This window comes from Syntrophorhabdaceae bacterium (genome assembly GCA_035541755.1).
GTDB lineage: Bacteria > Desulfobacterota > Syntrophorhabdia > Syntrophorhabdales > Syntrophorhabdaceae > PNOF01.
In genome coordinates this window covers 1-25,891 of sequence record DATKMQ010000153.1, presented here as the reverse complement: position 1 = coordinate 25,891, position 25,891 = coordinate 1, and the positions used below count along the sequence as shown (strand labels likewise).

The following is a 25,891-nucleotide window of genomic DNA, read 5'->3' as shown; positions in this document are numbered from 1 at the left end:
TCAATATCCACAACGCCGGTTTTTTTCCCCTCGGTTCCATGATCCTCGCCATGGGACTTTGTTACGGCGGAATTGCCCAAATCATTGCGGGCATCCTGGAGTACAAGAAGGGCAACACGTTCGGCGTTACGGCCTTCTCCTCTTATGGACTCTTCTGGTGGTCACTCGTATTTATCGTCACGTTCAAGAATCTGCCCGGCAATTCCGAGGCCTTCATGGGATGGTATCTCTTCATGTGGGGTCTTTTTACGTTCTTCATGTGGTTCGGTACTTTCGGGAAAAACAGGGGGATACAGTTTGTTTTTCTGAGCCTCACCGTATTGTTCTGGCTCCTTGCGATCGGTAACTGGACGGGTAATCACGGGATAATCGTCCTCGCCGGTTACGAGGGCATCATTTGCGGTCTCTCAGCGATATATCTCGCCATGGCAGAGGTTTTGAACGAGGTACACGGCAAATGCGTGCTTCCCATAGGAGAGATCAAAAAGGCATAGCGAACCGGCACGAAGCCGATAGATGTTTGTGAGTCCTTAAGCGCCGCCGATTCTCATGAAACGATAGAGTCATTCATGGGAATCGGCGGTAAATTTTTAGTGGCTTCACTTCCCTTATCCACTACGGCCGACACTTTTGTCGTGTTAGGTTAGTCAATTCGACATTCTCTGTCGCGTCTACGCTGAAGTTTTTATGCCCGAAACCTCTTAAGTCATGAACATTCCGTAGGAAGGCGATCTGGCATGGGCTTTGCTGAAGAACTCCAGATGAGGAGGTTCGCCTGCACAATCGTATTGTAAACAGATACGTCTGCCTGAGGGTAGTATCGTTGTTTCTCGTTGTACTTGTGTTCACCTTAGGGGAGACCACAAAGTCTGCGATACTCGTAACCGATACTGACAACCTGCTTCAAACATGTCAGCAGGATACAGACTGCACAGCCCTTCAAACACAGGCATTCACCTTCGAAGTCTTTCACGGGCAAAGCTATCTCTCACGTATCGGCCCGTACGTCTTGCGATCCGAAACTCTCACCCCGAATACCGCCACCCGTGCACCCCCTCTTTCCTCCTTTGACGTGAGAGTTTAGCGTCGCGTCACGGCGCTCTCGCAGGGGCCTTGCGCCCGGATGTGGATGACGCGCCGTGCCCTTCGTCGCCGCCCACGGCGGCCAACCAGTAAATGAGTGAAACACGTCTCATTGAGGAGGAAACAATTTATGAAGAGAAGTTTTATCCCATGTTTAATAATTCTCATGGCAATCGTCTCCAACGTTTCTGCAGCGGAATTCGGCCCGCCTGAGCCTCTCGCCGATACGGGTAAGTTTTCCCTGGGCTTAGGTTACGGGATTGACAGGGATAAGATGAAGCAAGGCGATGACCGCCTCGGCGCCAAGTCCCACGAATACTATGTGCAGGGTTCTTATACCTTCCTCAAGGACTGGGAGGTAAACGGCGCATTAGGGGGCGCCGATGAGCGCCTCTATGACCGCGACCTTCAGGTCCGTTCCACCGATGGGGGCAAACTCTTTGGGAGCCTCGGAACCAAGGGGGTGCTCTACCGAAACGGAAGCTTTGCCTTGGGGCCTTTTTTACAAGGCAGCTTGTATGCAGACCACTCAGGCGTGACAAAGAACGAGTGGGATCTCAACCTCGGTGTTTCTGCCCAGTACGCGATCAAGGCGGGTGACCGAAACCTGACCGTATACGGCGGACCATTTGCTTATGTGCACCGGGCGGACAGCGACACAGGGATGATAAACCCGCAGGATGACATACAGGAAAGGGGCAATGTCGGCGGATTTCTTGGAATAAGGGTCCCCGTGGTTTCGCAGAAGTTATTTCTCACGGCAGAGACAGAGCTTAAGGAAAGAATCGGCGGCGCTCTGTCGCTCGGCTACAAGTTCTGAGGGTCATCTTTCAATCTACGGGAGATTTCCCCGACCACTATATATAACCCCGTCAGAGATGGATGCCGCATGAATCTTCATGGCATCCATCTCACGGATAAACGATCGGGAAACAATTCATGAAAAAGGTGAAGGCGAAGCGCTCCTTGCGGTTATCCTATGAGCGACATATTATAGAGACATATCATGAAAAAATCTGATATATATAGGTCCGGTACGACGGGTGGGAAAACCTATTCAGCCTGGAGAGACTGAAAAATTCGAAACGGTGAAGTATCACCGCCGAGGTGCCAAAATGACATCAGAGAATGAGATGGGAAATAATCTAACGTCTGGAGCGGGCAGACCACCTTCACGATCCGGACTGTGGTGGAAGATAACGGCTGTGGCGCTTATTATCGCCGTCGGGATCTACATAGTTCTCGTAAGACCGGCCATTAAAGCAAGGGTTGCCGCGCAAAAGGCCCAGACAACGGCTCCGGGTGTCCCTATCGCGGCAGCGGCGGCCGTAAAGAGTGATATGCCCATATATCTCACCGGACTTGGTACAGTGACCCCCGTCAACACGGTCACGGTCAAGACCCGCGTGGACGGCCAGTTGATGGAGGTCAAGTACAAAGAAGGTCAAACCATAGAGGCGGGGGATGTGTTGGCCATGATCGATCCAAGGCCGTTCGAAGTCCAGCTAACACAGGCTGAGGGCCAGTTGGCCCGTGATCAGGCGTTTTTGAAGAACGCCCGTGTAGACCTGGAAAGATATCGGGTACTCTGGCAACAGGACTCCATTCCCAAACAGCAGCTCGACACTCAGGAAGCGCTTGTGACGCAGTATGACGGCATTGTGAAGGCGGACCAGGGGCAGATCGATAGCGCGAAGCTCCAGCTCGTTTACTGCCGGATCACCGCCCCGGTGGCCGGGCGCATCGGTTTGCGTCTTGTTGATCCTGGCAATATTGTCCATGCCGCCGACACAAACGGCCTGATCGTTATCACCCAACTGGAACCCATAACCGTGATCTTCCCCATCGCGGAAGACTACCTCACGCAGGTCCTTCAGCGACTCAAAACCGGCCAAAGCATGCATGTCGAAGCGTACGATAGAGAGATCAAGAACAAGCTCGCTGACGGCACACTACTCACCATCGACAACCAAGTCGACCCAAATACAGGCACAGTAAAGTTCAGAGCGGTTTTCCCGAACAAAGCCCATGAGCTATTTCCAAACCAGTTTGTGAATGCGAGGCTGCTTATCGACGTGAAGCGCGGCGTGATCATTGTGCCTTCATCCGCGATTCAGCGGGGTCCCCAGGGTATGTTCGTCTATGTGGTGACCAAGGATAACGTAGTGAACGTACGCCCGGTGGAAGTGGGTGAAATGCAAAACGGCAACGCATCAATAAACAAGGGGCTCGCGGAAGGCGAGATCGTGGTCACGGACGGTGCAGAGAGGTTAAGAGAGGGCGCAAAGGTGGAAATCAGGGGCGGCGGCGAGAAAGCATCCGGAAAGGCACACGGATGAATATCTCCAGACCTTTTATCCTTCGACCTGTGGCCACGACGCTCCTCATGGTGGCCATATTCCTCGCCGGGGCTGTCGCGTATTATCAGTTGCCTGTATCTGCGCTGCCCGAGGTCGATTACCCGACAATTCAGGTGCGTACGTTCTATCCGGGCGCAAGCCCCGACGTCATGGCTTCAGCGGTGACCGCGCCGCTGGAGCGTCAGTTCGGAATCATGCCGGGACTTGCACAGATGACGTCCACAAGCTCGAGCGGAAGTTCGATCATCACATTGCAGTTTAGCCTCACCCTCCCTCTTGACGTGGCCGAGCAACAGGTCCAGGCTTCAATCAACGCGGCTTTCACATTCTTGCCCCGCGATCTTCCGACGCCACCTGTGTACAGCAAGGTAAATCCGGCAGACGCGCCTATTCTGACGCTCGCCCTCACATCCAAAACTCAGCCACTGCCAGTTGTGGAAGATATGGCGGATACCCGTTTTGCGCAAAAAATATCCCAGCTGCCCGGAGTGGGACTCGTGGCGATCAGCGGGGGTCAACGGCCTGCAGTGAGGATCCATGTCAATCCTGCCACTCTTGCCGCGTATGGCCTCACCCTTGAAAACGTTCGCTCCGCACTGGGCACGGCAAACGTGAATCAGGCCAAGGGAAGTTTTGATGGTCCCAGACAGTCGTACATCATCGACGCAAACGATCAGCTCTTCTCAAGCAAACAATATGCGAGCCTCATCATCGCATATAAGAACGGCGCACCGGTCCGCCTGTCGGATGTGGCCGATGCCATTGACGGCGCCGAGAACATCCAGCAGGCTGCCTGGACCAACACGACACCGGCGGTTATCCTCAATATCCAGCGCCAACCCGGAGCCAACGTCATCCAGGTAGCGGACCGAGTGAAGGCGCTCATGCCACAGCTCGCTGCTTCTCTTCCGCCCTCAATAGAGGTCTCCATTCTTACTGACAGAACCACAACAATCCGCGCATCGGTCCACGACGTGCAGTTTGAACTCATGCTGGCTGTCGCCCTCGTGGTGCTCGTCATCTTCCTTTTTCTGCGCAATCTTTCGGCGACAATCATCCCCAGCATCGCGGTGCCGGTCTCCCTCGTTGGCACCTTCGGGGCCATGTATCTTCTCGGTTTCAGCCTTAACAACCTTTCTCTGATGGCGCTCACTATTTCCACGGGTTTCGTCGTGGATGACGCCATTGTGATGATCGAAAATATCGCGAGGTTCATGGAGCAGGGCGCCACTCCTCTTGAAGCAGCCCTCAAAGGATCGAAACAGATCGGTTTTACCATCCTGTCACTCACTATCTCCCTGATCGCGGTTCTGATCCCTCTTCTGTTTATGGGAGACGTGGTGGGACGGCTCTTCCGTGAGTTTGCCGTGACCCTGGGCGTCACCATCCTCATCTCCGCTATCGTATCACTCACACTCACGCCCATGATGTGCGCTCGCTTGCTGAAACATACAGAAGAAGCAGCTCAAGGTAGGTTTTACAGGACCTCAGGCCGCGCCTTCGAACGTATCATTGAGGCCTATGGCACGTCGCTCAAATGGGTTCTTAAGCGGCAACGCGCTACGCTGATAGTGGCGGCCCTCACTCTTGTGCTCACCGTAGCCCTCTATATCGTGATCCCGAAGGGGTTCTTCCCCGTACAGGACACGGGGGTTATACAGGGCATATCCGAGGCGCCGCAATCTGCGTCATTCTCCGCCATGGCCGAGAAACAGCAGGCCCTCGCCCGCGTGATACTCTTAGACCCCGCTGTAGAAAGCCTCTCTTCCTTTATCGGTGTAGACGGCACCAACGCTACGATGAACAGCGGACGAGTCCTCATCAACCTCAAGCCGCTGGCGAGGCGGAAAGTGAGCGCCACAGAGGTTATACGGCGCCTGCAACCTGAGCTTGCAAAGGTGGAGGGCGTTACGCTCTATATGCAGCCTGTGCAGGACCTGACCGTGGACGCGCGGGTCAGCCGCACACAGTTCCAGTACACCATGGAAGACCCTGACGCAAATGAACTATACAACTGGGCCCCCAAGCTTGTAGCCGCGTTGCGAGAGCGTCCGGAACTGCGGGATGTGAGCAGCGATCAGCAGGACAAGGGCCTCCGCGTGGCGCTCGATATCGACCGTAGCACAGCCTACAGGCTGGGCATTACCCCCCAGGCGGTTGACGATACGCTCTACGACGCCTTCGGTCAACGCATCGTCTCTACCATGTTTACCCAGCTCAACCAGTATCGCGTCATCCTCGCCGTCAAACCAGATTTCATGCAAGACCCCAACAGACTTAACAGCATCTACCTGCAGAGCGTGACAGGCGGACAGATACCCTTGAGCGCATTTGCCCACATAACCGAAACGACAGGACCCCTTCTTGTGAGCCGCCAGGGGCAATTCCCGTCCGTCACCGTCTCCTTTAACCTCGATCGCGGGGCGTCCCTGGGTGAGGCCGTAAAAGCAGTGGAGGCGGCAGAGACCGATCTGAACCCACCTGCCTCGATAGTTGGAAGTTTTCAGGGCACGGCCCAGGCGTTCAAGAATTCTTTGACCAACGAGTCCCTTCTCATACTGGCAGCGCTCGTTACTGTTTACATTGTGCTCGGGGTTCTCTACGAGAGTTATATCCATCCCGTCACGATCCTGTCTACATTGCCTTCTGCCGGCGTGGGCGCCCTTCTCGCACTCATCGCCTTTCGCACCGATTTCAGCGTCATCGCCCTGATTGGCATAATTCTTTTGATCGGCATTGTGAAGAAGAACGGCATTATGATGGTCGATTTCGCACTCGAAGCCGAGCGCAAAGAACGCAAACAACCCGTTGAAGCCATCTACCAGGCAGCGCTTCTGCGCTTCAGGCCTATCATGATGACGACACTCGCGGCGCTGTTCGGGGCGCTGCCTCTGGCAATAGGAACCGGCGTGGGCTCTGAGCTTCGTCATCCTCTCGGCATCGCTATCGTAGGGGGAATGATCATCAGCCAGATGCTTACCCTGTACACTACGCCCGTGATCTATCTCTGGTTTGACCGACTGGCAAAACAGATCAGTGGAAGATCCGCTCGCGAGCAGGATCAAAAACGGCTCGCTGACCAGATATGAATATCTCAGAAATCTTCATACGCAGGCCCATCGCCACAACACTTCTCGCTATCGCCCTTGCTTTGGCGGGACTCATTGCCCTGCGTCTCCTCCCCGTGTCGCCCTTGCCGCCTGTTGAGTTTCCGACCATTTATGTGAGTGCATCGTTACCTGGAGCCAATCCGGAGACAATGGCCACTTCCGTTGCCACACCGCTCGAGCGTCAGTTCGGACGCATTGCCGGCGTCACCGAGATGACCTCGACGAGCAACCGGGGCACCACGAGTATTGTCCTGCAATTTGACTTGAACCGCAATATCGACGGCGCTGCTCGGGACGTACAGGCCGCAATCAACGCGGCCCGGGGTTATCTGCCGGCAAACCTGCCGACCAACCCTTACTATCGCAAAGTAAACCCCGCCGATGCGCCTGTCCTGCTTATTGCCCTTACATCCGACGTGGTCACAACGGCGCAAATGTTCGACGCAGCCTCGAGCATCATGCAACAGAAATTATCGCAGGTGGACGGCGTGGGTCAAATCATCGTCGGAGGAAGTTCGCTCCCGGCGGTGCGCGTGGATCTCAACCCCACGGCGCTCAACAAGTATGGTATCAGTCTCGAAAATGTCCGAGGTGTTTTGAGCACTACGAACGTAAACCGTCCCAAGGGACAGCTATCAGACGGAATGCATGCATGGGAGATTGATACGAATGATCAGATGCAGCGGGCAATTCAGTACGAGCCCATTATCGTTTCGTACCGGTCGGGCGCAGCGGTGCGACTCTTTGACATCGCGCAGGTGACGGACTCCGTGGAGGACGTGAGGGCCACGGGACTCGTAAACGGTAAACCGGCTATCATGGTTATTATCTTCCGTCAGCCCGGGGCCAACATCATCGAAACCGTGGACAGGGTCCGTGCCGTCATCCCACAGTTGGAGGCCGCCATGCCAGGCGGCGTGAAGGCCACCGTGCTACAGGACCGAACGCCCCCGATCCGGGGTTCTCTGCGGGACGTGCGAACCACCCTCATAATCTCGGCGCTCCTCGTCATCCTCGTGGTTTTCGTCTTTCTGAGGAGCGTCCGCGCCACGGTGATACCGGCAACTGCCGTGGTCCTTTCTCTTATCGGGACTTTTGCGGTTATGTATCTCCTCCGTTACAACGTTGACAACCTTTCGCTCATGGCGCTCACCATCGCAACAGGCTTCGTGGTCGACGACGCCATCGTGGTGCTAGAAAACACGACGCGCCACATCGAAATGGGCTCAATTCCTATGGACGCAGCGCTCAAAGGATCAAAGGAGATCACGTTCACCGTTCTGTCCATGAGCACTTCTCTTATCGCAGTTTTCATCCCGCTGCTTCTCATGGCCGACATTCCCGGGCGTCTGTTGCGTGAATTTGCCGTCACCTTGAGCGCGGCCGTGGCCATGTCCATGGTGGTCTCGCTTACAGTGACGCCCATGATGTGCGCCAGACTATTGAGGCCCGGCAAGTCTCCCATCGCCCACAACAGGGCCTACAGGATGAGCGAGAGACTGTTCAACCTCATGCACAGCCGGTACGAAACAACTCTCAGGTGGGCATTAAAGAGACCGAGATTCATGCTCATGCTCGTGGTGGCCTGCGTGATCACAAGCGTTGGGCTCTTCGTCTTTAGTCCCAAAGGGTTTTTTCCGGAGCAGGACACAGGGCGTATTACCGGCACTATCATAGCCGAACAGAGCATATCATTTCAGGCCATGAAGGCAAAGCTCGGTCAGGTGATTGACATTATCAAAGCCGATCCAGATGTGGAGAGCGCAGCCGGGTTTACCTCAAGCTCGGGCGGAGGAGGCGCAACTACAAATACGGCCCGCCTCTTTATCGCACTCAAGCCAAACGAACAGCGCAGAAGCAGCGCAGTACAGGTAATCGGACGGGTGCGGAGAAGGCTCAACCAGGTAGCAGGCGCCCCAACTTATCTTCAGGTCGTGCAGGAATTGCGGGTGGGAGGACGGATGGGCGGCGGTCTGTATCAATACACGCTGACCGGTGAGAACCTGGCGGACCTTAACAGATGGGCCCCGCGTGTCCTGCTGGAATTGCGCAGGTTGCCCGCGCTCGTCGATGTAAACAGCGATCAGCAGGACAAGGGACTCGATGCGAACCTTGTGATCGACAGGGACACGGCCTCCCGGCTCGGTATAACACCTCAGGCTATTGACGATACCCTCTATGATGCCTTTGGTCAGAGACAAGTCTCGGTTACTTACACATACAAGAACCAGTACCACACGGTCATGGAGGTAGAACCTGCTTTCTGGCAGTCGCCGGAGACCCTTCGTGACATCTATGTGCCTTCCAACACAGGGGCCCTCGTGCCCCTCTCAGCCTTCATCCGGTTCGATAGCAATACCACATCCCTCGCGGTCAACCATCAGAGCCAGTTTCCTGCCGTTACCATATCGTTCAACCTGGTGCCGGGCAAATCACTCGGAGAGGCGGTCAAAGAGATAGAGGCTACGGTTTTCAAAATGGGGCTTCCAGGAAACATCAGAGGCAGTTTCCAGGGGACGGCCCGAGCCTTCGAGGCGGCCCTTGCCAATATGCCTTGGCTTATTCTCGCGGCCTTTGTAGCCGTCTACATAGTGTTGGGAATGCTCTACGAGAGCTACGTTCATCCCCTCACGATCCTGTCGACCCTGCCTTCCGCTGGCGTGGGGGCGCTTCTCGCTCTTCTGATCCTCCGGATCGATTTCAGCATTATTGCCTTGATCGGTATTATTCTGCTCATCGGCCTTGTGAAAAAGAACGGGATACTTATGGTAGATTTTGCCCTCGAGGCAGAACGCAAGCAGGGAAAAACCCCAGAAGAGGCCATTTATCAAGCGTGCCTTTTGCGCTTCAGACCGATTATGATGACGACTATGGCCGCGCTCCTCGGTGGACTTCCTCTTGCGCTTGGCAGAGGAGTTGGCTCCGAGCTTCGCCGACCGCTCGGCGTTGCTATTGTGGGAGGACTCATATTCAGCCAGATGCTCACCCTCTATACGACGCCGGTTATGTACCTCTATCTCGACCGGTTCCGATTGCGTATGAAAGGCCTCTGGCAGAGGCGCCATCCCGGGGTTCAAGAAGAGGTTACTACAGATTTGTGAGGTGATAAAGACGTGAAGCGCATAGCAACTCCCACGACAAACGCATTGCTCGCAATGGCCCTCTGTCTCTTCATGAGCGCCTGCGCCGTAGGGCCCAACTACGTGAGGCCAAAGGCGTCCGTACCGGAAACGTTCAAAGAGGCTGAAGGCTGGAAACAATCAAAACCTGCCGATACCATACCCAGAGGTGCGTGGTGGAAAGTATTCGACGATCCACAATTGAATGAATTGGAAGAGCAGGTGAACATTTCGAACCAAACCATCATCGCAGCTGAGGCCCAATATCGTGAGGCCCTGGCGTTGGTTTTGGTCGCCCGGGCCAGTTATTTTCCATTCGTAACGGGTGGCGCGTCTTACACCCGGTCGCTTGGGTCCTCCACACTTACAAGGACCCAGTCCGCAGGCGGCAGCCCCGTATCGGATTATCTTTTGCCGGTGGATCTCTCCTGGGAGGCCGACCTGTGGGGCCGCATTCGTCGCACCGTTGAAACAAGCCGTTCAAACGCGCAAGCTGCGGCCGCGGACCTCGAATCGGTCCGTTTGAGCGCTCAGGCTGCACTGGCACAGGCCTATTTTCAATTGCGCACGGTGGACGCTCAAATTAAGCTTTTTACCGCCACCGTAGACGCGTACAAGAAAGCACTTGAACTCACTGAGAATCGCTACGCAAGCGGCGTGGCCGCAAAATCTGACATTCTTCAGGCAGATACCCAGCTCAAATCCGCGCAGGCTCAATTGATCGATCTCGGGGTCCAGCGCGCACAGTTGGAGCATGCCATAGCACTTTTCATCGGAAAAGCTCCATCCGAGTTCTCTCTCCCCTCCGCATCGGCGCCGCTGGCACCGCCTTCGGTCCCTGTGGGTGTGCCATCGGAACTGTTGGAGCGAAGACCCGATATCGCAGCAGCGGAGCGGCGCGTGGCAGCGGCGAACGCACAGATCGGCGTGGCAAAAGCGGCCTTCTTCCCCAAGGTCACCTTGAGTGCATCGGGTGGATATGAAAGCGGCAATTCTGCGACATGGCTTACATGGCCGAGCCACTTCTGGTCTCTCGGTCCCGCCCTTACCCAGACTCTCTTCGCAGGGGGCTCGCTCCGCGCGGTTACGGCGGGGGCTCGTGCCGCCTATGACGCTGCAGCAGCGTCCTATCGGCAAACTGTGCTCACGGGATTTCAGGAGGTTGAGGATAACCTCGCCGCGCTTCGCATCCTGGAGCAGGAAGCGGCAGCGCAAAAAGAGGCGGTCAAGGCAGCAGAGGAATCATTGGCCCTCACCTTAAACCAGTACAGAGCCGGCACGGTGAGCTATCTCAATGTGATAGTAGCTGAGACCACAGCGTTAAGCAATGAGAGAGCAGAGGCCGATATAGCGGGAAGGAGAATGACTGCCGCTGCCACGCTCATTAAAGCGCTTGGCGGTGGCTGGCAATCCACACCATAGGAGAACAGCCCTATGGGGCAGCAGCCCTTGAACCTCAAGGCGGCGTAGGGAGCCCCGCCAAGACATGTACGAGGAAACGAATGCTGGTCTTTCAAAGGATTTTGATTACTTCGTAGACGCGCTCTCCGCCGGGCGCCTTGAAATTCACCTCATCGCCCACGCACTTTCCCATGAGCGCCTGCCCCAGCGGCGAAGTGATCGATATGGTACCTTTCCTGATGTCCGATTCGTAGGGACCCACTATCCTGTATACCACCTCTTCATCAGTGTCGAGATTTGTGAGCGTAACACTTGAGCCGAATTGGACGGCCTCGCCGTTCGCAGCTCTGACATCGATGATCTCGGAGTTTTTGATCATCTCTTCAATCTCGGCGACCTTCTTTTGAAGAAACTGAAAGGCCTCCTTTGCCGCATCGTACTCGGCATTCTCCGAAAGATCTCCGTGTCCCCGCGCTTCCTCGATCAACTGAAGGATCTGAGGCCTCTTCACGTTGAGAAGAAACTCGTGTTCTTTTTTTAGGTTTTCATAACCTTCCCTGGTAATAGGGACTTTCATGATCGCTCCAGCCGATTGTAATGGGTATAAAGATTATATCGTTCCTGGAAAATTTTCAAGCAGTTTATCGTCAGGTCAATATTGGCTGGCTTCTGCGTCGTCTCTTATATCCTTTGCGAAACGGTAAGGAGTGCGAGAGTCGGCCGCTTGAATTCGCCCCTGTCGGCACACGACTAAGTCTCATCTTGGCGAGGCCCATGTGAAGGGTGTGTTGTGCTCTTGATTGCGGACTCAATTAGAGCTAAAATAGATACAGTTCTATGAAGCAGGAAACAAATGTAATTTGTGTCACAAAAGGTTTGATCCTCTCCACGTAAAATCATCAAAAAACCCTTGACAAACCATATCGTTACAAGTGAAAATGTCTAAAGTGGTAAAAAGTGTAAAAAGGTGGGAAATTGTTCGCAGGCAGGTTCGAATACGCTATCGATGATAAAAGCAGGGTGAGCATCCCGGCGAAGTTCAGGGAAGTGCTCTCCACAAATCACGATCTTCGTTTAATTCTCACCAACCTTGACGGTTGCATCGTTGCCTATCCATACCAGGAATGGCTTAACATACAGGATAAAATATCGAACACGGGATCCATACGAAAAGAAGCGCGGACATTTCTCAGGTATTTCTATTCCGGTGCTTCCGAATGTCCTCTCGATAAACTCGGAAGAATCCTCATACCGCAAACACTCAAGGCCGATGCATATATCAAGAAAAATGTTGTTATCGTTGGCGTAGGCAAAAAGATAGAGATCTGGGCGAAGGAAAAATGGGAAGAACTGGTTCGACAGGCAACTGCCGACCCCGATCAGATCGCAGATATTGTGTCGGAACTCGGCCTTTGAATGGTGTTACACACATACCCGTTCTTCTCGAGGAAGTACTTCACAATCTGGTTGGCATTGAAGATGGCTTGTTCGTGGATGCGACGCTCGGCGGTGGCGGGCATACATATGGCATACTGGAGCGGTTTAGCGCAATACGCGTTATAGGGATTGATGCCGATGAGGTCGCACTTACAATTGCCGAGGAGGCGCTTAGAGACTTCAAAGACAGAGTAAGACTGGTAAAGGGGAACTTTAGGACATTGAGACAAATCTTACAGGGGGTAGGAGTATCGTCTATAGACGGGATTCTTTTTGACCTGGGGACATCCGTTTACCAGATAATGGGAAAGCGGGGGTTCAGTTTCAATGATGAAACGGACCTCGACATGAGAATGGACACAAAAGACGAACTAAGGGCATGGGACGTTGTAAACGGATATCGGATAAACGCTCTGGAGCGGATACTCTTTGAGTATGGGGAAGAAGAGAAGGCGCATAAGATTGCCCGGGCCATTGTGGAAGCAAGAAAGAAAAGACCGATTCAGACGGCAAAGGAACTTGGCGATATTGTCGCCCGCGTAAAGTGGCGTCGCGGCCGAATTCACCCGGCCACCAAGACATTTCAGGCAATCAGGATCGAGGTAAACGGTGAGCTTGAGAACCTCAAAGAGGGCGTGGCGAGCGCCATTGATATGCTCAATGTGAAAGGCAGAATCGGCGTCATCACTTTTCATTCACTGGAAGATAGAATGATAAAGCAGACCTTTCGGGGTGCCCTAGGCGTTGCAACGCTCACCAAGAAACCCATACGGCCGCAGAGGAAGGAGATGCTTTCCAATCCGCGTTCCAGAAGTGCCAAACTCAGGATAGCGGAAAAGCTTTAAGGGGGTACGCGATGGCAAGATCATATGTTTCGGCAAGAAGAGATATGGCATACGCACGAAGCCGCTCCACGCTTCTTATTATCTGCATCCTCCTCATCTTCGCCACTGCGAGCTTTTTCACCGTGACCACCCACAACAGGTTGAGAGAGAACCTCATTGAAAAGTTGAACCAGGATAAGCAGATCACGGAGACAAATAACATGCTCAAGTCAGAGCTTGCAGGGATCACCCAGACACGCTTCTTGGAGCTCAAGGCCAGGGAGAGGCTCGGGCTCAAGAAACCGAAAGATGAAGAGGTACTGGTACTGAGATGAATAAAAGGGCTCATAGAAAAGCCTTTTTTATCCTCGTCGCCATAGGGTTGATTTATATGTCCATAGCATTCAATCTTGCCGACAGATTTTCCATGAAGAGAACATCCGAGGTGCCCACGAGTACCGCTAAAGCAGCCCTAACCGTGACCGGCGTGCGCGAGCCTGAGAAGACGCCCTATACAGGTAAAAGTGTGCCGGCGACCGAGCCCGAGAGAGAACCATCATTTTTCATATCCGTTCCCATCGTCTCTGCCGCAATCAAAGAGGGTCTTATAGAAAAAGATGGTCTCGTTCTCATAAAAAAAGCATCGGGTGTCAGCGCCGATTTCAAAAGACCTCTACAGATCCTGAAAGATAAAGATGAAGAAGGCTTGAAAAGCATCGCGGGGATCGTGGGAAAGAAAGAACTCCTCCATCTGCTAAGAAGGGACGGTATTTCGGTCAAAGACGAACTTGATGCAGGTGACATCATCCTGGGTCGGTCCTACACGGTGGATAAAACGACCCTTCTCGCGCTCTTCGACAGACACGTAACTAACGACCTGAAGTACCTCTTTCCCTTTGCCTGTGGTGATTTGGAAATAGACAAAGGCCCGGGGGGCTTCGTCATGTCGCCTATCCGGGGACAAACAAAAAAAGAAGGTGCGGTGCAGGAGGTGGAGTGGGTTATGCCCAACCTCGCTAGCCTCCCCATGAAAGCTGCCCTCGAAAAGCTCGCAGCCAAGACCTCGAACATCAGAGTTTACGGGAACGGCTTTGTCACCGATCAGAACCCCAAGGCTTATGAAAAGGTGAAGGGCGAAACCGACTGCGAGATCTACGGGAGGTCCGCTAAACAGTGAAACTTTCGAGTCTCATAAAAGAGATCTCCGTGGTGAATATGAAAGGCAACAAAGACGCGGACATCACAGACTTGACCAAGGATTCGCGCATGGTTAAGGAGGGTGACCTCTTTTTTGCTACGAGCAAAAGCGGCGCGTATCTGCAGGATGCATTGGCGAAAGGTGCGAAGGCGCTCATCACCGATCACGAGACCGACGTTCCATTTCCCTCGATCGTAGTTGTTGATGACGTGGCACGGGCTATGGGACGGATGGCGTCAAAGTTTAACGGATACCCTTCGAAGCATATGCACGTTACGGGTATCACCGGCACAAACGGAAAGACAACGATCACATATCTCATTGAATCGATCCTGAAGTCGGCCCGTAAACAGGCGGGCGTGATCGGAACGATTTCTTATCGATATGATGCGAAGGCATTGAAAGCGGACAATACAACCCCAGGGGCGGCCGAAACACAAAGGCTTCTCAAGGATATGCTCGCATCCAACGTGAAATATGTAGCCATGGAGGTCTCCTCTCATGCCCTGGATCAGAGACGCGTCGAGGCGATTGAGTTCGACGTAGGGATATTCACAAACTTGACCCATGATCATCTCGACTACCACGGAGACTTTGAACACTATAAGGCCGCAAAAAAATCCCTTTTTGAGGATTACCTTAAGGTCAGCTCCAAAGAGAAGAAATTTGCCATCCTCAACATCGACGACCCCGTCACTCGCGAATTTGCCATTGGCGCGCCCATAGAGACACTCTCATACAGCATCAGAGGATATGCGGATGCTCATCTCTTAAGATACGGCGAGGACATTAACGGATTAACCCTTGAGATAGCCTTGATGGACAAAAAAATGTCCCTTGTCTCGCCGCTCATCGGCGCCTTCAATGCCTCGAACATCCTCGCGTCCGCGCTTTACGGGATTGCGACCCATACTCCTTCAGACAAGATCAGAGAGGGTATAGAGGGCCTCAAGGGTGTGCCGGGCAGGTTGGAAAGGGTGGGAAACGACCGTGGAATCTCGATATTTGTTGATTATGCACATACACCCGACGCGTTGCAAAATGTGCTCCTTCTCCTCAACCGCTTGAAGACCGGACGACTAATCGTAGTGTTTGGCTGCGGCGGCGACAGAGACACGGCCAAAAGGCCCATCATGGGCGGCATCGCCTCCCGTTTAGCCGACCTTACGATCATCACATCCGACAATCCAAGGAGCGAGAACCCTGCCAGGATTATCGACGATATCAAGAAGGGTCTCAACGGCAATACGTCCTATAGGATAATCGAGAACAGAAAGGATGCGATCTTAGACGCCGTGAGGCTTGCGCGGGATAACGATGTACTCCTCGTTGCTGGAAAAGGTCACGAGGACTATCAGATCATAGGTAGCAACACGTATCATTTTAGCGACAGGGAAACGATCGAGGAGTCTCTCCATGTGGCGGCTTGACGAGATTAAGGAAGCAGTGCGCGGTACAGTCCGTTCTCTTGAAACGGATACGTTCACCGGCATATCGACTGATTCGAGAACGATCGGCCAGGGGGAGCTTTTTGTACCCATTACAGGAGAGACGTTTGACGGTCATCTGTTTATAGAGGCTGCATATGAAAGATCGCACGCCGGCTCACTCTGTGAAAGAAAGCGCGAAGACCTGTGCGAACAACTGCCCGGCACGATCATACTCGTCGATGATACCACGCAGGCGCTACTCGACCTTGCCCGCTTTAAACGCAGCAAGCTCCGTACAACCTGCATCGCCATCACGGGCAGTAACGGCAAAACAACAACCAAAGAGATTCTGGTCAGGATGATTCAGAGCGGATCGTCAGTTCACTTCAACGAAAAGAATTACAATAATCTTATCGGCGTGTCCAAGAGCATACTCTCTGTTAAGGGCAACCCCGAATTCTGCGTTTTCGAGCTCGGCACGAACGCTCCCGGCGAGATAAAAAGACTCGCTCACGCCGCCCAGCCTGATACGTCCCTCATAACCAACATCAATCCCTCGCACTTAAGTGGACTCAAGACCATAGAAGGGATTCTCGAAGAGAAGCTCGACCTGTTCTACTTCACCAAAGAGGGTGGTAGGGTCTTCGTCAACGCCGATGATCCCTACATCATGCCACGCTATAAAGACATAAAACGCATGCCGGTTACCTATGGCATCGATCATGACGCGTCCGTTCAATTGAGCATTGACGCACGCTTCGGATGGGAAGGATCTCAGATCACCATCGCCTTTCCGGATAAGCGCGTTTCAGCGCACACCGCACTTCTCGGGAAACATAATCTGTACAATATTCTCGCCGCCTCTTGTCTGGCATACAGTATCGGCGTCGATACGACGCGTATAGGGAATACCATCGAAGCATTCAGGTCTTACGACAAACGGTTTCAACCGGTTCCTGCAAGAAGCGGCGCGACCATAATCGACGATACATACAATGCAAATCCCGCATCTGTGAAGTGGGCAATCAAAACGCTCCTTGAGCTTCCCGCTTCGGGGAAACGGATCATCATCCTCGGCGATATGCGCGAACTCGGCGAGGAGAGCACCAGGTACCATCGGGAACTCGGGCGCTTCTTAAGATCCACCGACATCCCCGTCATAGCGCTCATCGGGGAAGAGGTAAAAGAAACATATGGCGAACTGGGGAAGGCAAGGGCGCGGCTCTTTGAGAACAAAGGCGCCCTCGTCGATTACATAACGGGCGAACTTAAGGAAGGCGACACGGTGCTTGTAAAAGGTTCGAGACTCTCAAAGATGGAGGAAATCGTGGAGGCGCTTACCTAAAATGCTCTATTATGTCCTCTATGCACTCCATACCAGACTTTCGCTTTTTAACGTATTCAGGTATATTACGTTTCGCACAGTCCTCTCCATTCTCACGGCGCTCATCATCAGCTTCGTTCTCACTCCTGTAGTGATACGCAAATTCCACGAATGGAAGATAAAGAGCGGCAAACGCGAAGATGTGCCGGACAGGCACGAAATGAAAAAAGAGACGCCCACCATGGGCGGCTTCGTTATCCTGATCGCCACGCTCATTCCCATGCTTCTCTGGGCGGACCTAACCGACTACTATATCTGGGTCGTCACATTTTCGCTGCTCTCCTTCGGGGCCATCGGTTTTCTTGATGACATAAAGAAGCTGCGTCTCGGAAACGGAAAAGGCATGTCGGGGAAGACAAAAATCACCCTGCAGATTCTCTTCGGCCTTGTGGTCAGCCTGTTGATCTATTTCAAGTACAACTTCAGTACGCAACTCACCCTGCCCTTCTTCAAGAACGTCTCCCCCGAACTGGGCTATTTCTATATCCTGCTCTGTATATTCATGATCGTGGGAGCTTCAAATAGCGTGAATCTGACCGACGGTCTCGATGGACTCGCGATCGGTCCCATCATCACCGTCTGTCTCACGTTTTTGCTCTTCTCTTATCTCGTCGGCAATGTGAAATTTGCTCAATATCTCCAAATATTCTATGTGCGGGGAGCCGGTGAGCTCACGGTCCTTTGCGGAGCTATGCTCGGAGCCGGCATCGGCTTTCTCTGGTACAACGCCCACCCGGCGGAGCTCTTCATGGGGGACACGGGCTCTCTTTCACTGGGCGCCGGTCTCGCCACGATCGCCGTTATCATCAAACAGGAGTTTCTTTTGGTCATCGCCGGAGGACTTTTTGTGATTGAAGCGCTCTCCGTCATAATCCAGGTATACTCCTTCAAGCTGAGAGGCAAGAGGGTTTTTAAGATGGCCCCAATTCACCATCACTTTGAGCTGAAAGGATGGAACGAGGGAAAGATCGTTGTAAGGTTCTGGATTGTATCGATTATATTGGCGCTTATCGCGCTCAGTACGTTGAAGCTGAGGTAATATGGACCTGCCGGATAAAATACTCATCGTCGGTCTCGGGGCAACAGGAGTCGCCGTGGCCAAATTCTTAAGCGGCAGAGGCAAACAGATCGGTCTCGCCGATGAAAAAAGCGAAACAGAGCTTGCTCCCACGCTCCGGGCGCTCGCCGGCATATCTTACACAGGCCATTTCGGCCCCCACCGGAAAGAGGACTTTCTCCGTTACTCTATGATCGTACTCTCTCCCGGTGTGGACAGCGAACTGCCTGTGCTCAAAGAAGCCCGGCAAAAGAAGATCAGGATTATCGGCGAAATTGAACTCGCATCCATGTTCATCAGTGAGCCGATCATAGCCATCACGGGCACAAACGGAAAAACCACGACTACAACACTTATCGGCGAAATATTCAGAAAGGCTTTCGGCAACGTGTTCGTGGGAGGCAATATCGGCAACCCTTTGATCAATTACGTTATCGAAGGCAAACCTGCCCCGTATATCATTCTTGAAATAAGTAGCTTTCAGCTTGAGACCATCGAGACATTTCGCCCCAATACGGCCATTCTCCTCAATATCACGGAAGATCATCTCGACAGGTACAGAAGCTACGGCGATTACAAGGATGCAAAATACAGAGTCTTTGAGAACCAGACGGAAAAGGATTACGCGATCATCAACACCAATGTCCTGCCGGTCATCAAGGGAACACCCAAAGTACTACCCTTCTCCACGCGTCAGGAATTAAGCGAGGGCGCCTTTGCGAGAAATGGAAATCTGTATGTAAGGCTTAAGGGGCGAGAAACGGTCTATCAGAGAGAAATATCCCCTCTTCTCGGCGTGCACAACACCGAGAATATACTCACGGCTCTTTTGACGGCCCATATTTACGATATCGGGCGGCCTCTCATTGAAGATGCGCTTAAGAGCTTTAAAGGGCTTCCCCATCGGGTCGAGCATATTCGGACCATTAAAGGTATCAGGTTCTACAACGATTCAAAGGCTACAAACGTGGACGCCACAAGGAGGGCCCTCGAGAGCATCGACGGAAAGATCATTCTCATCGCGGGGGGCAAGGACAAGGGTGGCAGTTATCGGGCGATTGGGGAGGTTGCCGACAGGATAAAGTCCCTCATCGTCATCGGAGAGGCAAAAGAAAAGATCCTCAAGGAACTGGGGGGCACAGTGAAAACCTATGCCGAAGGCACGATGGAGGGCGCGGTTAAAAGGGCCTATGAGGTGGCTCAATCCGGAGATATGGTACTTTTGTCACCTATGTGCAGTAGCTTCGATATGTTTAAGGATTATAAGGACCGGGGCAACAGATTCAGAAAGATAGTGGAGTCATTGTGAAGAAGGTTTTCATCACCTTAGCGACAGTCAGTCTCCTTTATGGTTTGATGAGGGAGTTTACCTTCAGCAAAGTGCTCCTCATGGTGGGAGGTTTAGCGGCCATCTATGCCGTCTACCGCATCCCCGTACGCGCGATCGAAGCCATGAAATATCCTCTTATTGTTCTTAATCTTCTCGTCACCGCTCTCTTCTTTGTTTACCCGAAGATCTATCTTGCATATCCTTTCCGGGTTGCCATTGTCTTTGTTGTCTTCTACGCGATCATGTTTTATCTGGTGAGCTCCGAAGCCGATCAAAAAGAATTCTTCAAGGATCTGACCGCCCTGTCAATCCTGTTCTTTTCCTCTTGTTTTAATCTCTATATGACGGGCGAGATCCTCCTCGTGATTTCCTTCTCCCTTGCGCTCATGCTCGCGCTCTTTATCCAGGACAGGACGGCCGCCATCCCTTTTATCGCGGGATATACGTTCATCGCGATCATTTTTACATACAAACAGGGCGCGCATCTTTTCGGCAGCGGCTTGACCGGTCTCGCACCCGTGGAGAAGTACGTGCTCCTTCTCTCATCGTTTGCGTTTCTCGTTACGAGCTTCGCCATGTCTATGAAACAGAGTGCGCTGACCAGGACACTCTCCTTCTTCGGTTTCCTCTATATCGCCACGGATATCTTTATGGTGCTTGGCGCTCGAATGTCTAACGGGCTCTTGTACCAGCCCGCAATATTCCTTGTTCTCGTGAGTCCGCTCATCGGCTTCATCTTGAAGTCGGAAGGAGGGCGCGCGTGAAGCTCATGATTTGTGCGGGCGGAACAGGCGGTCACATCTTTCCCGGCATTGCCGTTGCAGAGGCATTTTTAGCCCGCGACGACAAAAACGAGGTAGTCTTCGTGGGAACGACCGGCGGCCTTGAGGGTGCTATCATCCCCAAGGCCGGCTTTCGGCTCCTTTATATAAAGGCGCATCAATTTCTCGGAAGATCCCCGCTTTACAAAGTACTGGCCATTGTGGGCCTGCTTCAAGGCATCGCAATGTCGGTAGCAGTCCTGAGAGGCGAGCGTCCTCACTTCATACTCGGGATGGGTGGCTTTACCTGTGTTCCCGTGATCATCGCGGGCGTTCTCATGAGAATCCCCTGTTTCCTTCATGAACAGAACGTAGAGCCGGGTCTCGCCAACAAGTTTCTTTCGAGAATTACCAAAAAGACCTTCATCAGTTTTGATGAGACGCAGCGCTATCTCGACCCGAACAAGGTGAGCTTAAGCGGCAATCCCTTACGACGGGGGCTCACAAAAGATCACGCGGAAAAGAACAAAGGAACTTTCGGTATCTTTGTCTTCGGCGGAAGCAGGGGGGCGCGAAGCGTGAACGATGCGATCCTCACGCTCCTTCCGTATCTCGAAAGCTATAAGAACATGGTTATGTATCATCAGACCGGACGTGAAGATTTTGATCGAGTGAATGACGCGTACAGGGACACTCCAGTAGCACACGAGGTTTTCCCTTTTACCGATGAGATGGAAAAATACTATCGGCTCTCCGATATCATCATATCCAGGGCAGGCGCCACCACGATTTTTGAGCTCGCCTATTTCAGAAAGGCGGCTGTCCTTATCCCCTACCCCTATTCCGCGGGCAACCACCAGTGGAAGAACGCCTCGTACGTTGAGAGCATGGGCGGAGCCCATGTGGTCGCTGACGTAGAAGCGACGGGAGAGAGGCTTTTTGAGATCATCGCGCATCTTATGAAGGAGCCCGAGCTTCTTGATGAGATGGGACAGAATATGGGCAAGATTTACGTCGATGATGCTGCTTCGCGTATCGTCGGAGGGATTGAACATGGTCTTTCATAAGATAGAGAGGGTTCACTTTGTGGGGATCGGTGGTATCGGCATGAGCGGCATCGCCGAGGTCCTCTTAAACCTCGGTTTCAAGATTACCGGCTCGGACGTGCGCAAGACAGATATAACCGAGCGGCTCGAAGGGCTCGGTGCCAGCATATTTTACGGACACAAAGAGGAGAACATCGTGGACTCCGATGTGGTTGTGATCTCGTCAGCCATACGACCGGAGAATCCGGAAGTGAAAAAAGCAAAAGAGCTCTTTATCCCCGTAATCCAGCGGGCCGAGATGCTCGCCGAGCTTATGAGGATGAAATACTCTGTGGCCGTAGCCGGCGCCCACGGAAAAACAACAACCACATCTCTCATTTCGACCATCCTCGCTCATGCGGGCCTGGACCCCACATGTGTTATCGGCGGCAAGCTAAACAGTTTTGGCAGCAATGCAAAGCTTGGCGATAGCAAATATCTCGTTGCCGAGGCGGACGAGAGCGACGGTACCTTTCTTTTGCTCTACCCGACCATCGCCGTTGTCACGAACATTGATATGGAGCATCTTGATTTCTACAAGGACTTAAATGAAATCAAGGGTGCCTTCACCGCATTTCTCAACAAGGTCCCGTTTTACGGGCTCGATATCATATGCATCGATAACGCAAACCTGCAAAGCCTCATACCGCTCCTCAAGAGACGATATATGACCTACGGTTTCTCCAAGCAGGCCGATCTCAGGGCGGAAAACATCGTCTACGAAGGCTTTATCACAAAGTTCAGGGTCATTTACAAGGGCTACGAACTGGGCGAAATCGCGCTAACCTTGCCCGGAGCGCATAACGTGGTCAATACGCTCGCCGCCTGTGGCGTCTGCATCGAACTTGACATACCGTTTCCGACGATCAAAGAAGCGCTGAAGAATTTCTCGGGAATTCACCGGCGACTTGAGGTCAAGTGGGACAAGGACATCAAGCTTATCGATGATTATGGCCATCATCCGACGGAGATAAAGGCTACGCTCTCAGCCATACGAAAAATGTCAAAAGGCAGGATCATCGTGGCTTTTCAGCCACACAGATATTCAAGAACAAAGGCGCTGATGGATGAGTTCGTCACCTCCTTCAACGAGGCGGATGTGCTCGTGGTCACGGAGATTTACGCGGCTTCGGAAGACAGAATAGAAGGGATTACAGGGTCGAGTCTCGCCGATAGGATACGCTCGAGCGGGCACAAGAACGTGTTCTTCGCTCCTACAAAAGAGGAGGCAGCTGAAAAGATTCTGGAAATCGCCCGTAAGGGGGATGTTGTGGTCACGCTCGGGGCCGGGGACATCTATAAAATAGACGAGAGATTAAAGCGCGCATGGAGTGGAAAGGAATAAAGGGAACCATATTGCACGGCGTACCCATGAAACGATACACCTCTATGAGAGTGGGCGGTCAGGCTGCGTACCTCGTGTATCCGGCAGATGAGCCTGACCTCGCAAGGGTGCTTGACCAGATGAGGGAGCGAAACATCTCCTACAGGTTCTTAGGAAACGGAACGAATGTAATCGTGAGTGATCGAGGACTCGACGAAGCATTGATCAGGATAACAAGGATGAAGCGCATCCGTTATACGAAGACAAAAGATGGCGCCCTCGCCGAAGTGTCGGGCGGCGTATCGCTCCGTGCATTCATCAAGGACGCGGCGGAAAAGGGCCTGTCAGGACTGGAAAAACTCTACTGGATACCTGGCACCGTAGGCGGCGGCATCAAAATGAATGCGGGGAGCTTCGATCAAACTATTTCCGATACGCTTCAGGACATGCGCATTATCGATGCGCGCCACACAATCTCTCTTATCGAGAAGAGCGCTCTCAACTTTACCTATCGGGACTCACCGATCGGCCCGTGTGACTGTGTCGTGAGTGCACGGTTCGCTCTCAAGGCGAGAGACAAGAAGGATATTCTCAAAGACATGGACTACGTGTACGGCGAACGGAAGAAGAGGCATCCCATGGAATACCCATCAGCCGGCTCGATCTTCAAAGGTGTGAACGGGCAGTCGGCCTGGCAATTCGTCGAAAGGGCGGGTCTTAAAGGCTTTTCCGTGGGAGGGGCTCGCGTCTCGGAAAAACACACAAATTTTATCGTGAACATGGGATCGGCAAAAGCACAGGATGTAAAAGATCTGATAGACAGGATCAAGAAAGAGGTCTACGAAAAATTAGGCGTTACGCTCAAAGAGGAAGTGGAGCTCTGGGGGTTCGATGCATAGAAGGACGCTCAAAAATATGAAGATCGGGGTCTTCCTCGGGGGCCGCTCGTCCGAACGGGCAATTTCTTTGAAAAGCGGCAACGCGGTTCTCACGAGCCTCAAGCGGAACGGCTATCGGGCCGTAGCCATAGATGCACAGAAAGACCTCCTGGAGAATTTGCAAAGGCACAAAATTCAACTCGCCTTCATCGCCCTCCATGGGCGTTGGGGCGAAGATGGGACGGTGCAGGGACTTCTTGAAATCCTCGGTATCCCCTATACCGGCTCGGGGGTCCTCGCTTCTTCCATGGCCATGGACAAGGCCATTATGAAATTCATCTGTCAGGCAACCGGAATCCCCACACCGCCATATGTGATCGTTCAAGACGGAAAAGATGCCCGGTTCCCGCTACCGTTCGTGGTAAAGCCGGCAAACGAGGGTTCCACCATAGGCATATCTATTGTACATAAAAAGAAAGATCAGGCCGCAGCCGTGAGGGAGGCCTTACGATACGACAAAAAGATCATAATCGAAAAATACATCGAGGGCCGGGAAGTGACAGTTGCCGTTGTGAACGGCGCTCCGCTTCCGGTCGTTGAGGTAAGACCGAAGAAGGGGTTCTACGATTTCGAAGCAAAATATACCAAAGGTATGACCGACTATATCGTCCCGGCAAAAATAAGCAAGGCCATGACCTCAAGACTGCAACAGATAGCCTTGCATGCATACAGGACGTTCGGGCTCGCCGGGTGCGCACGTATCGATATGCTTGTCGACAAAACAAGACCGCTCGTCATCGATATCAACACCTCTCCCGGCATGACCGAAACGTCTCTTGTGCCTAAGGCGTGGGCCGCCCTGGGAAGAACATTCGACGGGCTCGTTGAGGAAATACTTTCGGAGGCATCGCTTAAGATATGAAGAAGTTCCTCTATATGCTGTTTCTCGTTCCGCTCGCCGCCCTCGCGGTGCTTTCAGTGATCTACCTGTCTTCCCGGAAGGAACCGCTTTTCTTCCTCCAAAACGTGAAGATCAACGGCATCAATCAATTGAGCGATAAAGATATTATGGGGAGCATATCGCCTCTGCTCAAAGAAAGCCTCCTCAAGATCGACGTAACCAAAATAAGGGACGTTGTCGCGTCTCACCCCTTCGTGAGAGAAGTCAGGATAAAAAGGGTCTACCCCTTTTCCATGGTTATTGACGTAAAGGAGAAGATCCCTTCAGCGCTCTGGGTCAACGATCAGGGCGCTGTTACGGTCCTCGATGAATCCGGCGACCCGTACCGCACGCTTCCCAGAGGTGAGCTCAAGGGACTTTACATCATTAGTGCGAAAGACAAATCCGATGTAAAAAGTCTTTTCAGAGAAGTGAACGGATGGATGGATGAGGGGATTGTCAAGAAGGAGAGCGTCTCGGAAGTCGCTTACAAAGAGGGGAGCATCACAATCTTCGGATACGATGACCCCGTCGAGATCATCCTTGGCAAGGAAGAACAGAAGACGAGATTGAAACGTGCAATTGCGGTGCTTGAAGACGCGAAGAGAAGAGGGCTTCTCATAAAATGCATAGACGCGCGCTTTGAAAAAGGTGCAATCATACAGGAAAGGAAGGGGTAAGATGGTAAAGGACGATGAACTGATCGTAGGACTCGACATCGGAACGACGAAGATATGTGTCGTGGTCGGAAGGGTCTCGGAGGAAAGGGTCAACATCGTCGGCATCGGCTCACATCCATCCACCGGTCTCAGAAAAGGGGTCGTCGTCAATATGGACAGCACCGTCAATTCCATAAGGAAGGCCGTGGAAGAGGCGGAGCTCATGGCAGGCATTAAGATTGACGCGTGTCTTGCCGGCATCGGAGGAGCACATATCAAGAGCTTCAATAGTAACGGCGTTGTGGCGATCAAAGACAAAGAGGTGAAGCAGGACGACATCGAGCGGGCCATCGACGCGGCCAAAGCCGTGGCCATTCCCGCCGACAGGGAACTGATCCATGTGATACCACAGGAGTTTATCGTCGATGATCAGGATGGTATCAGGGATCCCGTGGGGATCACAGGCGTGAGACTGGAAGTCAAGGTACATATCGTAACGGGCAGCATCTCT

At 52.8% G+C, this 25,891-nt stretch carries 22 protein-coding genes; 21 read left to right on the top strand and 1 reads right to left on the bottom strand.

The window, feature by feature from the left end; genetic code table 11:
* From VMT62_15030 to VMT62_15005, 6 genes are all read left to right on the top strand, one after another.
* A partial coding sequence (locus VMT62_15030; GenBank protein HVN97741.1) for an acetate uptake transporter occupies positions 1 to 494 on the top strand: 494 nt, incomplete at its 5' end.
* Between the two features lie 719 nt (positions 495 to 1,213).
* Positions 1,214 to 1,903, top strand: coding sequence for a hypothetical protein (locus tag VMT62_15025; protein HVN97740.1), 690 nt, complete (start codon positions 1,214 to 1,216; stop codon positions 1,901 to 1,903).
* Between the two features lie 295 nt (positions 1,904 to 2,198).
* Positions 2,199 to 3,422 carry an MdtA/MuxA family multidrug efflux RND transporter periplasmic adaptor subunit gene (locus VMT62_15020; GenBank protein HVN97739.1) on the top strand — a complete coding sequence of 408 codons (1,224 nt, stop codon included), beginning with the start codon at positions 2,199 to 2,201 and terminating at the stop codon, positions 3,420 to 3,422.
* On the top strand, positions 3,419 to 6,532 hold the full coding sequence (locus VMT62_15015) for a multidrug efflux RND transporter permease subunit (protein HVN97738.1): 3,114 nt from the start codon (positions 3,419 to 3,421) through the stop codon (positions 6,530 to 6,532). The genes VMT62_15020 and VMT62_15015 overlap by 4 nt, the downstream gene beginning before the upstream one ends.
* Positions 6,529 to 9,654, top strand: a complete 3,126-nt coding sequence (locus tag VMT62_15010) for a multidrug efflux RND transporter permease subunit (protein HVN97737.1) — start codon at positions 6,529 to 6,531, stop codon at positions 9,652 to 9,654. The genes VMT62_15015 and VMT62_15010 overlap by 4 nt, the downstream gene beginning before the upstream one ends.
* A 12-nt stretch (positions 9,655 to 9,666) precedes the next feature.
* Positions 9,667 to 11,094, top strand: a complete 1,428-nt coding sequence (locus VMT62_15005) for an efflux transporter outer membrane subunit (GenBank protein ID HVN97736.1) — start codon at positions 9,667 to 9,669, stop codon at positions 11,092 to 11,094.
* Positions 11,095 to 11,185: 91 nt separating this feature from the next.
* Here VMT62_15005 and greA read toward each other — a convergent pair whose 3' ends face one another.
* Positions 11,186 to 11,650 carry a transcription elongation factor GreA gene (gene greA / locus VMT62_15000; GenBank protein ID HVN97735.1) on the bottom strand — a complete coding sequence of 155 codons (465 nt, stop codon included), beginning with the start codon at positions 11,648 to 11,650 and terminating at the stop codon, positions 11,186 to 11,188.
* 398 nt (positions 11,651 to 12,048) lie between these two features.
* Here greA and mraZ point away from each other — a divergent pair, with 398 nt between their 5' ends.
* The 15 genes from mraZ to ftsA all read left to right on the top strand — a co-directional run.
* Positions 12,049 to 12,489, top strand: a complete 441-nt coding sequence (mraZ, locus tag VMT62_14995; protein HVN97734.1) for a division/cell wall cluster transcriptional repressor MraZ — start codon at positions 12,049 to 12,051, stop codon at positions 12,487 to 12,489.
* Complete coding sequence (gene rsmH, locus VMT62_14990; protein ID HVN97733.1) at positions 12,486 to 13,355, top strand: 16S rRNA (cytosine(1402)-N(4))-methyltransferase RsmH; 870 nt, start codon at positions 12,486 to 12,488, stop codon at positions 13,353 to 13,355. The genes mraZ and rsmH overlap by 4 nt, the downstream gene beginning before the upstream one ends.
* Before the next feature lie 11 nt (positions 13,356 to 13,366).
* A complete protein-coding gene (locus VMT62_14985; GenBank protein HVN97732.1) occupies positions 13,367 to 13,669 on the top strand; it encodes a hypothetical protein in 303 nt (100 codons plus the stop codon).
* Positions 13,666 to 14,511 (top strand): hypothetical protein, encoded by an 846-nt coding sequence (locus VMT62_14980; GenBank protein ID HVN97731.1) that lies wholly within the window; start codon positions 13,666 to 13,668, stop codon positions 14,509 to 14,511. The genes VMT62_14985 and VMT62_14980 overlap by 4 nt, the downstream gene beginning before the upstream one ends.
* The gene (locus VMT62_14975) at positions 14,508 to 15,962 is read left to right on the top strand and encodes a UDP-N-acetylmuramoyl-L-alanyl-D-glutamate--2,6-diaminopimelate ligase (GenBank protein HVN97730.1); all 1,455 of its coding nucleotides are present in this window, start codon (positions 14,508 to 14,510) and stop codon (positions 15,960 to 15,962) included. The genes VMT62_14980 and VMT62_14975 overlap by 4 nt, the downstream gene beginning before the upstream one ends.
* Entirely contained in the window at positions 15,949 to 17,307 is a 1,359-nt protein-coding gene (gene murF, locus VMT62_14970) for a UDP-N-acetylmuramoyl-tripeptide--D-alanyl-D-alanine ligase (protein ID HVN97729.1), read from the top strand. Before VMT62_14975 ends, murF begins: the two co-directional genes overlap by 14 nt.
* Position 17,308: 1 nt before the next feature.
* Complete coding sequence (gene mraY / locus VMT62_14965; protein ID HVN97728.1) at positions 17,309 to 18,385, top strand: phospho-N-acetylmuramoyl-pentapeptide-transferase; 1,077 nt, start codon at positions 17,309 to 17,311, stop codon at positions 18,383 to 18,385.
* Position 18,386: 1 nt separating this feature from the next.
* Positions 18,387 to 19,712 carry a UDP-N-acetylmuramoyl-L-alanine--D-glutamate ligase gene (gene murD, locus VMT62_14960; GenBank protein HVN97727.1) on the top strand — a complete coding sequence of 442 codons (1,326 nt, stop codon included), beginning with the start codon at positions 18,387 to 18,389 and terminating at the stop codon, positions 19,710 to 19,712.
* Positions 19,709 to 20,497 (top strand): hypothetical protein, encoded by a 789-nt coding sequence (locus VMT62_14955; GenBank protein HVN97726.1) that lies wholly within the window; start codon positions 19,709 to 19,711, stop codon positions 20,495 to 20,497. The genes murD and VMT62_14955 overlap by 4 nt, the downstream gene beginning before the upstream one ends.
* Positions 20,498 to 20,502: 5 nt before the next feature.
* Positions 20,503 to 21,561: an undecaprenyldiphospho-muramoylpentapeptide beta-N-acetylglucosaminyltransferase gene (gene murG, locus VMT62_14950; protein HVN97725.1), complete on the top strand. Its 1,059-nt coding sequence runs from the start codon at positions 20,503 to 20,505 to the stop codon at positions 21,559 to 21,561.
* Positions 21,548 to 22,924, top strand: coding sequence for a UDP-N-acetylmuramate--L-alanine ligase (murC, locus tag VMT62_14945; GenBank protein HVN97724.1), 1,377 nt, complete (start codon positions 21,548 to 21,550; stop codon positions 22,922 to 22,924). The genes murG and murC overlap by 14 nt, the downstream gene beginning before the upstream one ends.
* Positions 22,906 to 23,802 (top strand): UDP-N-acetylmuramate dehydrogenase, encoded by an 897-nt coding sequence (gene murB / locus VMT62_14940; GenBank protein ID HVN97723.1) that lies wholly within the window; start codon positions 22,906 to 22,908, stop codon positions 23,800 to 23,802. The genes murC and murB overlap by 19 nt, the downstream gene beginning before the upstream one ends.
* The gene (locus tag VMT62_14935; GenBank protein HVN97722.1) at positions 23,795 to 24,703 is read left to right on the top strand and encodes a D-alanine--D-alanine ligase; all 909 of its coding nucleotides are present in this window, start codon (positions 23,795 to 23,797) and stop codon (positions 24,701 to 24,703) included. The genes murB and VMT62_14935 overlap by 8 nt, the downstream gene beginning before the upstream one ends.
* Positions 24,700 to 25,401 carry an FtsQ-type POTRA domain-containing protein gene (locus VMT62_14930; protein HVN97721.1) on the top strand — a complete coding sequence of 234 codons (702 nt, stop codon included), beginning with the start codon at positions 24,700 to 24,702 and terminating at the stop codon, positions 25,399 to 25,401. The genes VMT62_14935 and VMT62_14930 overlap by 4 nt, the downstream gene beginning before the upstream one ends.
* A 1-nt stretch (position 25,402) precedes the next feature.
* Positions 25,403 to 25,891, top strand: a 489-nt coding sequence (gene ftsA, locus VMT62_14925) for a cell division protein FtsA (GenBank protein ID HVN97720.1), incomplete at its 3' end; no start/stop codon positions are given.

What these genes read in the sequence shown, in the direction of transcription:
- murB (HVN97723.1), top strand. Translation starts at nt 22,906, where the DNA reads ATGGAGTGGAAAGGAATAAAGGGAACCATATTGCACGGCGTACCCATG.
- VMT62_15025 (HVN97740.1), top strand. Translation starts at nt 1,214, where the DNA reads ATGAAGAGAAGTTTTATCCCATGTTTAATAATTCTCATGGCAATCGTC.
- VMT62_14980 (HVN97731.1), top strand. Translation starts at nt 13,666, where the DNA reads ATGAATAAAAGGGCTCATAGAAAAGCCTTTTTTATCCTCGTCGCCATA.
- greA (HVN97735.1), bottom strand. Translation starts at nt 11,650, where the DNA reads ATGAAAGTCCCTATTACCAGGGAAGGTTATGAAAACCTAAAAAAAGAA.
- VMT62_14930 (HVN97721.1), top strand. Translation starts at nt 24,700, where the DNA reads ATGAAGAAGTTCCTCTATATGCTGTTTCTCGTTCCGCTCGCCGCCCTC.
- murF (HVN97729.1), top strand. Translation starts at nt 15,949, where the DNA reads ATGTGGCGGCTTGACGAGATTAAGGAAGCAGTGCGCGGTACAGTCCGT.
- VMT62_15015 (HVN97738.1), top strand. Translation starts at nt 3,419, where the DNA reads ATGAATATCTCCAGACCTTTTATCCTTCGACCTGTGGCCACGACGCTC.
- VMT62_15020 (HVN97739.1), top strand. Translation starts at nt 2,199, where the DNA reads ATGACATCAGAGAATGAGATGGGAAATAATCTAACGTCTGGAGCGGGC.
- VMT62_15010 (HVN97737.1), top strand. Translation starts at nt 6,529, where the DNA reads ATGAATATCTCAGAAATCTTCATACGCAGGCCCATCGCCACAACACTT.
- mraY (HVN97728.1), top strand. Translation starts at nt 17,309, where the DNA reads ATGCTCTATTATGTCCTCTATGCACTCCATACCAGACTTTCGCTTTTT.
- murG (HVN97725.1), top strand. Translation starts at nt 20,503, where the DNA reads ATGATTTGTGCGGGCGGAACAGGCGGTCACATCTTTCCCGGCATTGCC.
- VMT62_14935 (HVN97722.1), top strand. Translation starts at nt 23,795, where the DNA reads ATGCATAGAAGGACGCTCAAAAATATGAAGATCGGGGTCTTCCTCGGG.
- murD (HVN97727.1), top strand. Translation starts at nt 18,387, where the DNA reads ATGGACCTGCCGGATAAAATACTCATCGTCGGTCTCGGGGCAACAGGA.
- VMT62_14985 (HVN97732.1), top strand. Translation starts at nt 13,367, where the DNA reads ATGGCAAGATCATATGTTTCGGCAAGAAGAGATATGGCATACGCACGA.
- murC (HVN97724.1), top strand. Translation starts at nt 21,548, where the DNA reads ATGGTCTTTCATAAGATAGAGAGGGTTCACTTTGTGGGGATCGGTGGT.